The sequence below is a fragment of the Globicatella sulfidifaciens DSM 15739 genome, from assembly GCF_900167405.1.
In the GTDB taxonomy this organism is placed as follows: Bacteria; Bacillota; Bacilli; order Lactobacillales; family Aerococcaceae; genus Globicatella; species Globicatella sulfidifaciens.
On sequence record NZ_FUWO01000007.1, the window covers coordinates 1 to 16,123 of the forward strand.

The 16,123-nt window shown below is 35.5% G+C and carries 11 protein-coding genes and 1 other annotated feature; of the genes, 8 read left to right on the top strand and 3 right to left on the bottom strand.

The annotated features are described in order from the left end of the window. Positions 1–162: 162 nt before the first annotated feature. Positions 163–1,074: a helix-turn-helix domain-containing protein gene (locus B5D12_RS04845; protein WP_078755741.1), complete on the bottom strand. Its 912-nt coding sequence runs from the start codon at positions 1,072–1,074 to the stop codon at positions 163–165. A 273-nt stretch (positions 1,075–1,347) separates the two neighbouring features. Next, positions 1,348–2,265: a ribonuclease HIII gene (gene rnhC / locus B5D12_RS04850; RefSeq protein ID WP_078755742.1), complete on the bottom strand. Its 918-nt coding sequence runs from the start codon at positions 2,263–2,265 to the stop codon at positions 1,348–1,350. Positions 2,266–2,423: 158 nt separating this feature from the next. On the opposite strand from rnhC, the gene B5D12_RS04855 reads away from it, so the two are divergent. The 3 genes from B5D12_RS04855 (at position 2,424) to B5D12_RS04865 (ending at position 5,897) form a co-directional block, all read left to right on the top strand. Continuing rightward, a complete protein-coding gene (locus B5D12_RS04855) occupies positions 2,424–2,723 on the top strand; it encodes a cell division protein ZapA (protein WP_078755743.1) in 300 nt (99 codons plus the stop codon). A gap of 21 nt (positions 2,724–2,744) precedes the next feature. After that, a complete protein-coding gene (locus B5D12_RS04860; RefSeq protein WP_078755744.1) occupies positions 2,745–3,296 on the top strand; it encodes a CvpA family protein in 552 nt (183 codons plus the stop codon). Positions 3,297–3,536: 240 nt separating this feature from the next. Further along, a complete protein-coding gene (locus tag B5D12_RS04865; protein WP_078755745.1) occupies positions 3,537–5,897 on the top strand; it encodes an endonuclease MutS2 in 2,361 nt (786 codons plus the stop codon). A gap of 429 nt (positions 5,898–6,326) precedes the next feature. Here the strand turns inward: B5D12_RS04865 and B5D12_RS04870 are convergent, their stop codons facing one another. Next, a complete protein-coding gene (locus B5D12_RS04870) occupies positions 6,327–7,814 on the bottom strand; it encodes a DUF1846 domain-containing protein (protein ID WP_078755746.1) in 1,488 nt (495 codons plus the stop codon). Between the two features lie 476 nt (positions 7,815–8,290). Then, positions 8,291–8,499, top strand: a binding site (T-box leader). An 86-nt stretch (positions 8,500–8,585) separates the two neighbouring features. Here B5D12_RS04870 and B5D12_RS04875 point away from each other — a divergent pair. From B5D12_RS04875 to B5D12_RS04895, 5 genes are all read left to right on the top strand, one after another. Continuing rightward, a complete protein-coding gene (locus tag B5D12_RS04875; RefSeq protein ID WP_078755747.1) occupies positions 8,586–11,216 on the top strand; it encodes a valine--tRNA ligase in 2,631 nt (876 codons plus the stop codon). 404 nt (positions 11,217–11,620) lie between these two features. Beyond that, positions 11,621–12,559, top strand: coding sequence for a siderophore ABC transporter substrate-binding protein (locus B5D12_RS04880; protein ID WP_078755748.1), 939 nt, complete (start codon positions 11,621–11,623; stop codon positions 12,557–12,559). Positions 12,560–13,463: 904 nt separating this feature from the next. Then, complete coding sequence (locus tag B5D12_RS04885; RefSeq protein WP_078755749.1) at positions 13,464–14,837, top strand: MATE family efflux transporter; 1,374 nt, start codon at positions 13,464–13,466, stop codon at positions 14,835–14,837. Next, positions 14,837–15,538 (top strand): hydroxyacylglutathione hydrolase, encoded by a 702-nt coding sequence (gene gloB, locus B5D12_RS04890; protein WP_078755750.1) that lies wholly within the window; start codon positions 14,837–14,839, stop codon positions 15,536–15,538. Before B5D12_RS04885 ends, gloB begins: the two co-directional genes overlap by 1 nt. Before the next feature lie 38 nt (positions 15,539–15,576). Beyond that, entirely contained in the window at positions 15,577–16,065 is a 489-nt protein-coding gene (locus tag B5D12_RS04895) for a hypothetical protein (protein WP_078755751.1), read from the top strand. Positions 16,066–16,123 lie beyond the last annotated feature (58 nt).

Below are 16,123 nucleotides of genomic sequence, written 5' to 3' on the forward strand. Positions count from 1 at the left end.
TGATGGGGTGCCAGTCAACCATCCCTTAGTGTCTTTAAACGGTTGGAGATATGACATCGTTTGTACAACCACCATGTTTAGGACAAACTCTCTGTTTTAACAGAGAATAGTTGATTCTTTAATCTACTACACAAACCTAATTGATATGCTATTGTTATTTTTCTACTTATTATTATTTTGTTGGTCTTTCATTTTTAGCTGTAGTTTAGCATAAGTACGGTTAATGTAAGGAATTAAGAAGTTATTTTCTTTAATCTCTGCAATTAACTGTGCTTTATTACAAAATTCAGCTGCTTTAGTAAAATCATCTGCTATGATTGCATTATCAGCCAATAATAAATACAATGAATCGATGCGTTGTAAATCTTTTGTTTGAGCAGATAGATGAACCGCATTTTCTGCATAAAAATTAGATTCCATTATCTTTAATAGATAGGAGTTTGAACGTGCAAGTCCAAATAGAATTTTAATCTGATAGTGTAAAAAATTTGTTTTATTTTCAACTAATTTTAGTGCTTTTTCAAAATATTCAATCGCCTCATTGTAGTTTTCAAGCGAAAAATAATAATCAGCAACCGAATTTAATAAATTAATATGAAGTTCAAGGTCACCTAGTTCGGGGCGATTTTTATTTTCTAAGATCCTAATCGCCTGTTCACAGTTTGCGATTGCCTCCTCTATGAGATTATAATTATTCGCTAAGATGATGGATTCAATCCATAGTTTATAAGTTGAACTGATTGGAGAAAAGCTTGCGTCATTCACCACTTCTTTAAAGAAATGTTCGAGAGCTAAATATCTTTTTTCTTCAATAAAAGTATTTATTTTTTGTTGAAATTTTGGAATAGAAGCCGTAATATTTTGCCCGACATCATCTACTTCACCAATCAAATAACCAACCGTTACATCAAGTTTTTGCGCTATTTTATGTAAAATTTTAATATCAGAATCGACTTCGTTTTTTTCGATTTTGGAAATCAGTCCCTGACTACAGATGTCTTTCGCAAGGTCTTTTTGTGTCATGTTTTTTTGGAGACGTAGTTTTTTGATTTTTTCCGCATAATTAATATCCATTTTAATCTACCTCTATTTAGTAATTTCAAATGGATTATATCGAAAAAACGCTTTAAATAGCAAGAAATTAGGTTTTTAACAAGGCATAATATTATAAAACAAAATACGGGACTTGCTAGAAATTTATTCATTTCTAGTGAGTCTCGTTTTGGCTGATACAAAATTCGTAGAAAGTACTAGCAACTAGCGTCTTTAGCACCTTATTAATGACCTATTGGGAAGGTGAGTAGGCAAGTCAGATAATATCACCATAATAAACGGCTTAGATTGGTTTTATTTACCTAAAATCTTCTGGGTATTAGCAAAATGCAATTTAGCTGTTTTATCTAATACTTTAGGGCCAAATTGTTTAATTAAACGTCTTCCAATCTGATCAACATTTAAACCCGCACCGGATGGTAGGATGATGTTGTAAGGTTTACCTAATTCAGTTAGCGATTCTAGAAAGGCAGCCCGTGCAATAATAGAAGCACAAGCAACTGCTAGGTGACGACTCTCGCCTTTTTTTTCAAAATAAATTTTATCTTTATATGGATTTGCTTCGTTTTTTAAATATTGATAATAATTTTTTTCGCTAGTGAATTCATCAATTAAAATACCTTGTAATTGATTTTTTTCATTGTCTGATAGTTTGGCTATTAATTTTTGTAAAGTAAAATTATGTAAAGATACTTTGATGGCATTGGCATTACGTGTTTGATTGGCTTCATTGTATTTTTCAGGAGAACATACGGTTAAATGATAAGGCACACATTCTTTAATTTGCCAAGCCAGCTCAATAATTTGTTTATCAGTCAATAATTTTGAATCTTTAACTCCTAGTTCTTTCATTAACGGCTGCTTTTCTTTCGGTAAATAGACGGCACAAACGGTTAAAGCACCAAAATAACTGCCATTCCCTACTTCATCACTCCCAATGATCGTCCAATCAGCAAAATCATGAGGTAAATGACTAGTGGGAGGGGTTTTTGACGAGGGTGTTTTTTGACTGGCAGTTCCCCAAATAGCGGCTTCATTTTCGGCACCATGACCTTGAAAAAGAACTTTACCACTTTGATACGCGGTAATGACAATGCCGTTTTTTTTGGCACGGAAAATACTATAAGGAACTGGAGACTGCATATAATGTTGATAATATGTGGCCATTTCCTTAATTTTTTCAGGACTTAATACGAGTGTTTGACTAGACAATCGAATCCCTCCTTATTTATAAATGCTCTTTTATTATATCATAGGGTTAGTAAAGATTAAATTATATATGAAACTTCTTAGAAAACGTGCAATAAACGCTGTTTTCTGATAAAATGTAGTGTATATATAAGACTACTATAACAGAAGGGAAGAAGATTGTGAGCGAGAAACGTCGTTTTAATGTGACGATTGCTGGGCGACCATATACAATTGTTGGTGAACGTTCAAACGAACACATGGAGGCAGTAGTTGAATTAGTGAATACTCAATTAAGTCAATTATCTGAATTAGCCCCTCAGTTATCTATTATGGATCACAGTATTTTAATGGCAGTCAATGCTGTCAGTGATCAACTCGTAAAAGAAGCTAGAATTATGGAATTAGAAGCAGAGCTTGAACAGTTAAAAGCGGCTTCAACATCATCTAAATTAAATGCTAATATTCCATATCGAAAATAATTTTAAAGAGGAGGCTGTCTGATGTTAACTTTTATAATTTTAATTATCTTAGCCTATAGTTTTTATACCGGATTTAGACGTGGTTTAGTAATGCAATTGGTGCAATTATTAGGTTATGTTATTACTTTTATCTTAGCTACCAAATATTTTGAACCCTTATCTCAATATGTTGAGATGATTATTCCATTTCCATCCGTTCAGCAAAATACTAATTTGATATTTTATGATGAAGCACAAAGTTTCTTAGTAGACCAAGCATTTTATCGCGCTGTTACTTTCGTTGTTATTGGACTAATCGGTTGGTTATTGACGAAGTTTTTAGCCGTGTTTTTCACTAGAATTACATATTATAATGTTTTAAGCATTGTTAATTATATTGGTGGTGGCTTAATCAATCTACTGATTGCTTTTGTCATGATTTATATCTTTTTATTTATTTTATCGTTAATTCCAATTGAGTTTATTCAACAACAGTTTGTTGATAATCCACTCGCTTATCGCATTGTTGCTGATACGCCTTTTCTATCAAAATGGGCGGCAGAAACGTGGTTAACGGTTAATCCTTTTGGATAAACAAATGATAAGGCTGGACAAAACTTTAAAAATTCTATTTAATTCATCTGTTTATTTTATAGCGCAGTGAAGAGTGGTCTCAAACTGTGTCTGAAAGAGGCTGGTCATCAACATAAAAATTCTATTTGGTTCCAGCTGATTATTTTATAGCGTAGTGGTGAGTGGTCAGACGAAGCGAAAATCAATTGATTTTCAACTTCTTGCCCACTCCTTTATTGTCTTTTTGAAGGAGAGTGTCCGATGAGTTCCAATACAAAAATTTATGAAACATTAGAATTTGCTAAAGTACAAGCACAAGTACAACAATATATTCAAACAGAATTAGGAAAAGATAAAGTACAAGCCATGCGGATTAGTGCGGATTTAGATCAACTTGAAGAATGGCAACTAGAAACTGAACAAGCATTAGGCATTTTAACACAACGTAAAGTCATGCCGATACCTCGTTTAAATAATTTAGCACCGGCTTTAAGACGTTTAAAATTAGAAGCTAGTTTAAATGCACTGGAGGTTGCACAAGTAGGTCGCCTGTTAAAAACTATCAAACAATTAATTACTTTTTTTGACGAGTTGGCTGAGGATGATAAAGTTTATCCGGCTTTGTCAAAGTGGGTCGACCAATGCGTTCATTTGCCTCAAATTGAAAAATTAATTGAACAATCGATTACTGAAGAGGGTAATGTACTGTCGACTGCTTCCACTGAGCTAGCTTCAATTCGCCGTCAACAAACACAAACAGAAGAACAAATCCGTAATCAATTAAATCAATTAGTCAAATCAAAAGCGAGTCAACTATCCGATACATTAGTGACCATGCGTAATGATGTGTATGTTTTACCGGTTAAAGCAGAATACCGTAATCAATTTGGCGGCCGTATTCATGACCAAAGTAGTACGGGACAAACGCTCTATATTGAACCACAAGCAGTGATGGTATTAAATCAAAAACGTTCTGAATTATTAGTGGCTGAACGTAAAGAGATTGAGCGTATTTTGATGGAAATTTCAGTCGAATTGATGCCGCATTATGACTCTTTAAAACACAATCAATTAATGGTGAGTGAATTAGACTTTATTCAAGCAAGAGCAGAACATGCTCGTGCGTTCGAGGCAGTAAAGCCGAAATTTTCAGTGGAAAATCATGTAGCGTTGTGGCAAGCGCGTCACCCATTAATTGATGTTAAAGATATTGTAGCAAATGATATCATTATCGGCGAAGAGTATCGTGCTCTGATTATTACGGGACCTAATACCGGTGGGAAAACCATTCTCTTAAAAACACTAGGTTTACTACAAATGATGGCGCAAACGGGATTGCATATTCCAGCTGATCGAGGAAGTCAAGTGGGTGTGTTTGATGATATTTTTGCAGATATTGGAGATGAACAGTCGATCGAGCAAAGTTTATCGACGTTCTCGAGTCACATGACCAATACGGTCCGTATTCTAGAACAAGCGACTTATCAATCACTAGTCCTATTTGACGAATTAGGTTCAGGTACCGATCCGCAAGAAGGGGCGGCTTTGGCGATGGCGATTTTGAATTATTTCCGTAAAGTCGACGCGACAGTCATGGCCACTACACATTATCCAGAACTCAAATTGTATGCACATGATACGCCAAAAACCATTAATGCCAGTATGGAATTTGATGTCACGACATTATCGCCAACTTATCGTCTATTAATTGGTGTGCCAGGCCGTAGTAATGCCTTTGACATATCTCAACGTTTAGGACTACGAGCGGATATTTTAGAAGAAGCACGTGGAGGCATTGACACTGAAACTCAGTCCGTCAATGAAATGGTAGCGAATTTAGAACGGGAGCGTCGCGAAGCTGAATTAGCCCATGAAGAAGCTTTAGAACAACTTGCTTTAGCTGAACAACTTCATAAGGACTTACGAACAGAGTACAATCGTTGGTTAGAGCAAAAAAATCAAATCGTTGAAAAAGCGAAACAAGAAGCGAATGAAAAAGTAGAAGACGCTAAAAACCAAGCAGAAAAAATACTTCAAGAAATTCGTGAGTTACAATTAGAACAAGGTAGTCGTGATAATATTAAGGAACATGTCTTAATAGATAAGAAAAAAGCCTTTGATGATTTGAAAATGCCAGAAAACCTTAAGAAAAATAAAGTACTTCGTCGTGCGAAACGTCAACGCCAATTTCATGAAGGCGATGATGTCGAAGTCATTTCTTATGGACAACGAGGTACCATTGTTGAACAGACAGGTGCCGAAGAATATATTGTCCAAATGGGTATCTTGAAGATGAAAGTAAAAGCTGATGAATTAGAACCACTGGATAAAGTGGAATCGAAAGTAAAAGTGAACGTTCAGCGTAGCGCAGGTCCGAAAGTACAAACCACCTTGGACTTACGTGGCGAACGCTATGAAAATGCCTTACATCGCTTAAGTCAATATTTAGATAGTGCCTTATTATCGCATCACCCAATGGTGACCATCATTCATGGAAAAGGCACAGGGGCCCTCAGACAAGGGGTTCGTGAAGCTTTAAAACGCCATCCACAAGTCGATCATTTTGAATATTCAGCGCCGAATGCTGGCGGCAATGGTTCAACCGTGGTCTATTTTAAATAATTAAGCGAAGTCAAAATTATCACTCAATATTAATAAAATAGCTTATCGATCAATCTTGAGAGACATTTCTCATTAGGTACTCTTTTTCGCTGACGCACATCAATTTCTAATCCATTCAATAGAATAAAAAACGAGCAAGCTCTCAGCAATAAAGAGTATGCTCGTTTATTTTATTGGATTATTTACTTAGTTTAGTACGATTAAATTAAGTTCTTTTCAATGACTAAGTTTAAAAGATTAGTATTCGAGTCATTAATAACACTGCAATAATTATATGGTATGCTGATTGAGACAGAACCTCGTTCGAATTCCCGTCAAAGTACGAAAATTTGTGATGGAACTAGGTGATTATTCTAAGTACGTAAGTTTAGGCTAGAAAAATAGGGTAACTAACTTGAGTGAGATATTGATGTTAGACCAATAGGGTGATTATCCTTCGTAAAATAAATAATCGCTAGCAAATTCAGATTCACTGGTCATCATAATTCCTAAGTTACGATAAGATTCTTCATCAGATTTTGCTGGAATGACCGTACTATGAGCTTGTAATGTTTTTAATTTATCGAGTTGCTTTAAAGCCAAGTCAGCAGTGGGGTTGGTAACGGCTGAAATACTTAATGCAATTAGAATTTCGTGGGTATTTAAAACATGATTACGGCGTTTTAAATATGTACTATTTAAATCGTCAATCGCTTTTAAAATCATTGGTGTTAATAAATGTAAATCATCACTGATATTGGCTAAAGCTTTAATCGTATTAAGAACACACGCAGCCGAAGCCGTCATCATTTCACTGCTTTTACCGGTTATAATGGTCTGATTTGGTAATTCAATGGCTACAACCGGAACGCCTTCTTTTTCCGCTTTTTGCAGTGAGGCCGCAACTACTGGACGATCATCAGTTGTCAATGCCATTTCGTCCATAATTAATTTACTTCTTTGAGCAGTTGCGAGGGTAGCAGTCCCTTTTTTATAAGCGGTTTGAGATTCAAAATAGCGTCGAATAATTTCTTGTTTAGCGGCATCTTCCACGACATTTTGGTCAGTAATCGCAAACCCTACTCGGTTAACGCCCATGTCCGTAGGGGAGTGGTATTCAATTTCGGCACCGCCATTAATACGTGTTAAAATTCTTCTTAACAATGGGAAAGCCTCAATATCTCGGTTGTAATTGACCGTTGTTTCGCCATAATGCTGTAGGTGGAAGGTATCGATCATATTGACATCTTCTAAGTCAACCGTAGCGGCTTCATAAGCGATATTTACTGGATGGTCGAGAGGTAAGTTCCACACAGGGAAAGTTTCGAACTTGGCATAGCCAGCTGAATGACCATGTTGTACTTCATGATAAAGTTGATTTAAGCAAGTAGCTAATTTACCACTATTTGCTCCTGGTGCAGTTACAACAACTAAAGGTTTAGTGGTTTTGATATATTCATTTTGACCATAGCCTTCTTCTGAAACAATAGTATCAATATCCATCGGATAACCTTGAGTATGCCCATGTGTGTAAACTTTAATTCCGCGACGTTCTAACTTAGTTTTTAATTGTTGTGCAGGTGATTGGCCAGTAAAGCGAGTAATGACAATACTGTTGACACTTAAATCCCAATGACGTAAATCATCAATTAATTTTAATAGATCTTGGTCATAGGTAATTCCATAATCGCCACGAACTTTGTTACTTTCAATGTCTCCGGCATAAATACAAATGATAATTTCAGCTTGTTCACGTAAACGGTATAATAGCTTAATTTTACCGTCTGGATCGAAACCAGGTAAAACTCTAGATGCATGATAATCCCCGATTAATTTTCCACCAAACTCGAGGTATAATTTATCATAATGATTAACACGTTCCATAATGTATTGACTTTGTTCATCAAGATACTTTTCACTATCAAATCCAATTTTCATATTATCATTCCTCTCGCTATAACTCATTTAACCATTGTACCAAAATTAATCTAAAATAAAAGTCCTATAGTTGGGTAAAAACGAAAAAATATTTTTGGTTCCATCTATTTTATGTTAGCACTGTGGTTGAGGGGATCAAACAGCTTCTAAAGGCGACGATCATAAACTTGATCAATTCAGCCAATTTATAGTTCGTTTATTTGATAGCGCTGTGCTAGTGTAGTTATTGCTATCCTAACGCGATGTCAATTAACCTCAAATATTATTAAAAAAATATAACATAAGGTTCCAATATGAATTTCAACTTTTTCAAAACTATTCGCTACTAATAGTTGAATCATTTACTGTTGGACGTACTTTTTATTTCATGATGGCATTAAGTGAGAATGATCTCTAATACTTGAAGATTGATGAGGGATCAAGCTTGATTAGTGCTTGAAACTATCCGGTTATTTTGTTAGAATGTAAAACATAATATGAATGCGATGAAGAGAAGAGTAGTCAACGCTTTTTCAGAGAGAAAACAGTCGGTGAAAGTTTTCATAGTTGATGAAGGTAGCTTGGAGCTTTAAAGTGTGAACTAATAGTAGTACTTTACGCAGAAGATACTGTGTTAACAACATGGAGAGACACTCGGATTTGTGTCTGAAATTAGGTGGTACCACGTTATTTAAACGTCCTTTGTTCAACAAGGGGCGCTTTTTTATTTTTAAATAACTAGCATCCAACTTAATCAGTAAATCGCAATGAATGAAAGAAAGGAAGTTTCTTATGAAAAAAGAAATGTCAACCAAATATAATCCGCAAGCGGTAGAAGCGGGAAAATATCAACAATGGGTTGAATCAGGTGTCTTTAAACCTTCTGAAGACCCGAATGCGGAACCCTATTCAATTGTCATCCCACCACCAAATGTCACTGGTAAATTACACTTAGGTCATGCTTGGGATGTAACGTTACAAGATATGATTATCCGACAAAAAAGAATGCAAGGCTATGATACTTTATGGTTACCAGGTATGGACCATGCTGGTATTGCGACTCAAGCTAAAGTAGAAGAAAAATTAGCTAAAGAGGGGATTAGTCGTCATGATTTAGGTCGTGAAAAGTTCATCCAACAAGTATGGGACTGGAAAGAAGAATATGCTAAAACCATCCGTCAACAATGGGGTAAAATGGGCGTTTCTGTTGATTACTCTCGTGAACGTTTTACTTTGGATGAAGGTCTTAATAAAGCTGTCAATCGTGTCTTTGTTGAGTTATACAAAAAAGGCTTAATTTATCGTGGTGAGTATATTATTAACTGGGACCCGAAAGCGATGACTGCTTTGTCAGATATTGAAGTCATTCATAAAGACATTGAAGGAGCATTTTATCATATTAATTATCCGGTTGTGGGTAGTGATGAAGTATTAGAAATTGCGACAACACGTCCAGAAACTATGCTCGGTGATACGGCAGTCGTTGTTCATCCTGAAGATGAGCGTTATCAACATCTAATAGGTAAGACCGTGATGTTACCATTAATGAATCGTGAAATTCCAATTATCGCCGATGATTATGTCGATGTAGAATTTGGAACGGGAGCGATGAAAGTAACACCCGCTCATGATCCAAATGACTTTGAATTAGGCAATCGTCATAACTTGCAACGTCTAAATGTAATGAACTTAGATGGTTCAATGAATGAAAATGCGGGTCAATATGCTGGAATGGACCGCTTTGTTGCACGTAAACAAATCATTAAAGACCTTGAAGAATTAGGATTAATGGTTAAAATTGTAAGCCATCCACATAGTGTCGGACACTCTGAACGTAGTGGAGCGGTTGTGGAACCAATATTATCGACGCAATGGTTTGTTAAAATGAAGCCATTAGCTGAAAGAACCATTCAAAATCAATCTGAAGAGGATGCGGTGTCATTCTTCCCACCACGCTTTAACCAAACATTCTTAACTTGGATGGAAAATGTTCACGACTGGGTTATCTCTCGTCAATTATGGTGGGGACATCAAATTCCTGCTTGGTATCATAAAGAAACCGGCGAAGTTTATGTTGGAGAGGTTGCACCTGAAGATGAAGAGAACTGGGAACGTGATAAAGACGTCTTAGATACTTGGTTTTCTAGTGCTTTATGGCCATTTTCTACCATGGGTTGGCCTGAAGAATCAGCCGATTTTAACCGTTATTTCCCAACTAGCACATTGGTAACCGGATATGACATTATCTTTTTCTGGGTGAGCCGGATGATTTTCCAATCATTAGAGTTTACTGGTCGCCGACCATTTAATAATGTCTTATTACACGGTTTGATTCGTGATAGCGAAGGGCGTAAAATGTCTAAATCACTTGGTAATGGGATTGATCCAATGGACGTCATTGATGAATTTGGAGTCGATGCTTTACGTTGGTTCTTAGCCAATGGTTCGGCTCCGGGACAAGATGTTCGTTATAGTGAAGAAAAATTAGCAGCGGCTTGGAACTTTATTAATAAGATTTGGAATGCGAGTCGTTTTGCTTTGATGAATGTTGGCGAGATGACCATTGAAGATATTAACATTGGTGAAGATTTAACATTGGCAGACCGTTGGATTATGGCACGTTTACAAAATGTGATTGAAGATGTGACGCGTCTTTTTGATAAATTTGAATTCGGAGAAGCAGGTCGAGTACTTTATCATTTTATTTGGGATGATTTTTGTGACTGGTATATTGAAATGACGAAAGAACAGTTACAAGATGATTCACGTGATAATACTACTACCAAATCGATTTTAGTCCATGTTTTAGATAATATTTTAAAATTATCTCACCCAATTATGCCATTCGTTACAGAGGAAATATGGCAACAAATCGCCCCAGCAGGTGAATCAATTGTGGTGGCTAAGTATCCAATAGTGGATGAAAACTATCGTGATGCTCAATCAGAAAAAGCAATGGAACAAGTTATGGAGATTATCCGCGCAGTGCGCATGATTCGCAATGAAATGAATACGCCATTATCTAAGAAAGTGGACCTATTCATCAAAGCGAATGATGAAGCGACAATGGATTTATTAACAGCCAATAAAGCTTATATTGAACGCTTCTGTAATCCTGATGCATTAGAAATTGCCTTAGCTCCGAACGCACCAGAAGAAGTGGTGTCTCAAACATTACCATTTGCACAAATTTTAATGCCGCTAGCAGGCTTAATTAAAATCGAAGATGAAATCAAACGCTTAGAACAAGAAGTAGTGAAACTTGAAAAAGAAGTGGATCGCGTTGTTAAAAAATTAAGTAATCAAGGTTTCGTAGCCAAAGCCCCAGCAGCAGTAGTGGAAGCTGAACGTGCAAAACAAGTTGATTATGAACAACAATTAGCAGCAGTCCAAGAAAGAATCGCGCATCTTCGCCAATTATAGACTAGGCATCATTCAATCAAGTTGATAATCGATAATCAAAAGTACAATGGTTGAGTGCCCTCAAACCGCGTCTTAAAGACTTGTTTGAGACCCACTCTCAACTTCTACGAAGAAGAACAGATGAAGCGAAAATTTATGGATTTTCTAGTTCTGGTTCACTCCTAAAACCGTTTGTTAAACTGTATCAATACTTTTAATAGTATGTTGTATTTTTATGGATACGACATACTATTTTTTATGCCTTAATACAATGGTTTTTTTCACAAAGTTTGATTAAGCGTTAAATGGTATAAAACCTTGATATTAAAGCCTTACACTGGTTATTATAGCAAAATATAAAATTATTTTATGCTATTTTGGAATTATTCTTATTTACCTTAAAACGCACATACTTGTGGTATAATGTGTTCATTATACAAGGAGAATATTATGAAAATATTGTCAACTTATTCTTAGGATTAGTAAGTTTATTAGCAGGTAAGGTAGAAGTTCAAGCGACAGATGTGAAAGTTACTGATAGTTTAGGAACTGAATTGGTCTTTGAGCAGACACCTGAACGGGTAGTCATGTTAGGATATTCAGAATACGATACTTTGAAAGCTTTAGGTCTAGAGGAATTAGTCGTGGGTGCACCTAAAAAGAACGTTCCCGCATATTTAGGTGCATTACCCGAAAAAATCACCGATATCGGTTCTTTAAAAGAGCCAAATTTAGAAACTATTGCCGAATTAGCACCGGATTTAATTATTGCAACGGGGAGAACAGCAGCTTTAGCAGAAGAGTTGAAACAAATTGCGCCTGTATTTGTCAATCGTTTAGATAATGTTAATTTTTGGGAATCCTTTAAATCCACAAACTTAAATTTAGCAACCATTTTTAATCAAACTGAAAAAGCTGAAGCGGTGATAACGAGTCTTGAAGAAAAAGTCGAACAAGTTAAACAGACGGTTGCCGATCAAAATCAAACAACTTTAGTGTTAATGTTAAATGAAGGGAATCTCTCTGCCTTTTCAGCTAATTCTCGCTTTGCTTTAATTTACCAAATATTTGGTTTTAAAGCTGTAGATGATAGTATTGAAGATGGGACTCATGGCCAAGAAGTGAGTTATGAAGGTATTTTAAGCTTAAATCCTGAACGTATTTTTTACTTGGATCGTACGGCAGCTATTGGCGGTGATAAAACTAAAAATGCTGACTTCCTTACAAATGAATTAATCGCGCAAACAACAGCCAGTCAAAATGATGCGATTAATGCTTTAACGAGTGATTTATGGTACTTAACTGGCGGAGGGTTAGAATCATTATCACTGCAAATAGATGAAATTGAAGCCTTCATTCAATAGTATCGTTTCAACTTTGATACGCAATTCAATATAAAGGAAAATATTTAAAGACAAATAGATTTTTTGAATTGAAAGATAGGTTAAGAAGTGAAAAGTTAAATTTTTGCTTCTTGCCTGTTTTCTGTGTTTGGGGAGTGGGCAAGAAGTAGAAAATCAGTTGATTTTCGCTTCGTCTGTCCACCCCCGCACAGTTTGAGGCCACTCAAACACTGAGATTTGAATTAAGTAGATATGCCTGAACAGAATTTAAAAAGTTTTTTGCCCAGCCTCGTTTATTTTAATGTTCATTTGGTAGTCTAATTTTAGCTATAAAATTCTCGAAATATTGATTCGATTTCTGTTTGTAAATGTCGAAATGAATAAAGTAGCAAAACCTTTATCATTTATAACTATTTGGTCATTCGAAATCTACTTTATCGACTTTTTAAATCATTATTGAAGTAATCTTTACCAAGATATGGCATAATATGATTAGGATTTGATTATATCGGCCAGTTATGTAAAAAATAGCTCAAATAACAGATGCTTCAGTAAAAACTAAATTGCTGATTGTTAATATAGCCTTATGATGGCGTAACTTAATGAATCAGGTTAAACACTTCTTGAAATTGGCAAGTGAATGATCAGGTGCATTTTTAATATTGAAATGTTAAGTTGACAATTTTAAATATAATAGGTGAATTTTAAAACTAAATCAATCACTTTTAATGTATGCTGATTTATCACTACTTTTGCTAACTGAGTCAGCGATAGTCATCATGACAAAAGAATGAGTGAGTAAGCAGATAGAAGATTAGGACTTTTTGAGGCATCATTGGCGCGGTTTTATGTGGCATTTTGATGATTTAGTCACAAGATAATGAGATAATCAACAATAATAGAATCAATAGATGGAGTGAAGTGAATGCAAGAAAGAAATAGACGTTTAGGAACGGCACCGATTGGACAATTGTTAGTACAATTTTCAATTCCAGCAATTATCGGGATGGTCGTGAATGCTTTGTATAATATTATCGATCGAATTTTTATTGGTAATGCTCCTGACTTGGGAGCTAATGGGTTAGCAGGAATTACTATCGGTTTTCCTATTATGATATTACAATTATCAATCGGCTTACTTTTTGGGGTTGGAGGCGCTACTTTATTTTCGATACGATTAGGTGAACGCAATGAAAAAGGGGCAACCCAAGCATTAAATACCGCTTTTGTATTGTTAATCTCATCAGGAGCATTATTTATGATGATTGGTACGATGTTTTTAGAGCCATTATTAGTATTATTTGGTGCCAGTGAGACCGTTTTACCTTATTCAGCAGCCTATATGCGCGTTATTTATTTTGGATCTATTTTTCAAATTTTAGGATTAGGGATGAATAATTTTTTACGTGCTGATGGACAGCCGAAATTAGCAATGATGACGATGTTTTTTGGAGCAGGTACAAACATTATCTTAGACCCTATTTTTATTTTTGGTTTGAAGATGGGTATGGCTGGTGCTGCCTGGGCAACGATTATTTCTCAGTTTATTTCCATGAGTTGGACCTTATTTTATTTTATGAATCCTAAAAATACTCATCATATTCGTTTAAACCAATTGAAGTGGAATTGGCAAGATGTCTTGAATATTATGGTATTAGGAATGCCAAACTTTTTAACTAATATTGGGAGTTCGATTCTTAATTTAACCCTTAATAAAACATTATTGATATATGGAGGAGATATTGCTGTTTCCGGAATGGGTATCGTCAACAGTATTACAACTTTCTTGGTGATGCCAGTGATTGGGATTAATCAAGGGGTGCAACCGATTGTTAGTTTTAACTTCGGTGCCAAACAATACTCGCGTATCATTACTGCTGAAAAATTAGCCATAATGGCCGCTACTGTGATTACGACAGGCGGATGGATTCTGACTCGCTTATTCCCAGAGCTTATTATTGGTTTGTTTAATAAGAGTCCTGAATTAATGGCTTTTACTAAACCAGCATTACACGCGTGGTTATTATGTTTACCGGTAGTTGGATTTCAAATATTGGGAGCCAATTTCTTCCAAGCGATTGGTAGTTCAAAAAAAGCGATGTTCTTAACATTGACCAGACAATTGATTTTCTTAATTCCTGCAATTATCATCTTTTCTCAATTATGGGGATTACAAGGGATTGTGTATGCTGCACCTTTTGCAGATGTGTTAGCTTTTATTATTACGGCTTATACTTTTTATAATGGTATTCAATATTTAAAGCATCGACCAAATAGTAAATTTGAGGAGGTTCTATAATGGAAATAATAGCGATTAATGCATTAACCGATAATTATATATGGGTGATCAAAGAAGCTAATGGGGCGATTGTCGTTGATCCTGGAGAGGCTCAACCGGTGCTTGATTTTTTAACAGAGCATCAATTACCTTTAACTGCGGTACTCATTACCCATCATCATGACGATCATACAGGTGGGGTGAAAGAGTTGTTATCAAACTATCCTGACGCACCTGTCTATGGGCCAGTTGAAGTAGAAGGAATGACTTATATAGTCGCTGATGGTCAGCAGTTTGAAATCAATCAACATCAATTTAAAGTTAAAAAAACAGCTGGTCACACGGCAGAACACATTAGCTTTTTAATGGATGATCAACACCTATTTTGTGGTGATGCTTTATTTTCGGCAGGTTGTGGACGAGTCTTCACTCAAGATTATCAAGCGCAATATGATGCACTAAAATATTTTGAATCATTAGCTGATGAAGTCAAAGTCTATGCTGGTCATGAATATACCTTGACTAATTTAAAATTTGCTAATAGCATGGAACCCGATAATTTAGTTTTACAATCAGCTTTACAATTGGTTGAGCAATTGCGGTCGGATAACCTTAAGACCTTACCTTCTACCATTGGTTTAGAGCGAGATATCAATTTATTGATGATGGCGCCTAATTTAGAAAGTTTTATCGAATTAAGAAAGGCAAGAGATAACTTTTAAAGGCGATATTATTTTTTAGCAAAAATGAGGTGATAAATATGGATTTAAAAATGTTTAAGTGGCTCGTTAAAGAGCCAGTGATACCGACGATTATTGAAATTGAAGGGCGATTATTTCCTAAAAATGCCATCCAGACCTTACCACTTTATTATCTGGCATTTGAACAAGATAATCTTGAATTGTATCAAATGAACTCGTTCTTTCAAAAAAAGAATTCTGAGCCACTCCTTTGCTTGAGGTATGATCAAATCGATTCATTTGAACTCGGTATCTCCCAAAAAATGGAAATTGTCTATTCTTCACCTAGTGAAAATACGTATTTAGCTGTTCAAATAGTGTTAAAAGATCAACAAAGCTTAATCTTTGAATGTGAAGATGTCAGTGTTGCAGCTCAACTTCCACCGTTCTTAGAGCAACAACATATCTCTTTAATAGACCCATTAGGCATAGTATTTTATTTTCAGCAAAATGAAAGTTATCATGAGACAGTAAGTAAATTACTTGATACACTCAATGAAAATAGGTAACAATTTTCAAAATTGCGTCTCATACATTTAAAATATTTCATCAACTCATTTATTGTAG

Bases quoted from the DNA above. Each gene is read 5' to 3' on its own strand.
- B5D12_RS04885 (WP_078755749.1), top strand. From the start codon at position 13,464: ATGCAAGAAAGAAATAGACGTTTAGGAACGGCACCGATTGGACAATTG.
- B5D12_RS04870 (WP_078755746.1), bottom strand. From the start codon at position 7,814: ATGAAAATTGGATTTGATAGTGAAAAGTATCTTGATGAACAAAGTCAA.
- B5D12_RS04865 (WP_078755745.1), top strand. From the start codon at position 3,537: ATGAGTTCCAATACAAAAATTTATGAAACATTAGAATTTGCTAAAGTA.
- B5D12_RS04895 (WP_078755751.1), top strand. From the start codon at position 15,577: ATGGATTTAAAAATGTTTAAGTGGCTCGTTAAAGAGCCAGTGATACCG.
- B5D12_RS04860 (WP_078755744.1), top strand. From the start codon at position 2,745: ATGTTAACTTTTATAATTTTAATTATCTTAGCCTATAGTTTTTATACC.
- B5D12_RS04845 (WP_078755741.1), bottom strand. From the start codon at position 1,074: ATGGATATTAATTATGCGGAAAAAATCAAAAAACTACGTCTCCAAAAA.
- gloB (WP_078755750.1), top strand. From the start codon at position 14,837: ATGGAAATAATAGCGATTAATGCATTAACCGATAATTATATATGGGTG.
- B5D12_RS04875 (WP_078755747.1), top strand. From the start codon at position 8,586: ATGAAAAAAGAAATGTCAACCAAATATAATCCGCAAGCGGTAGAAGCG.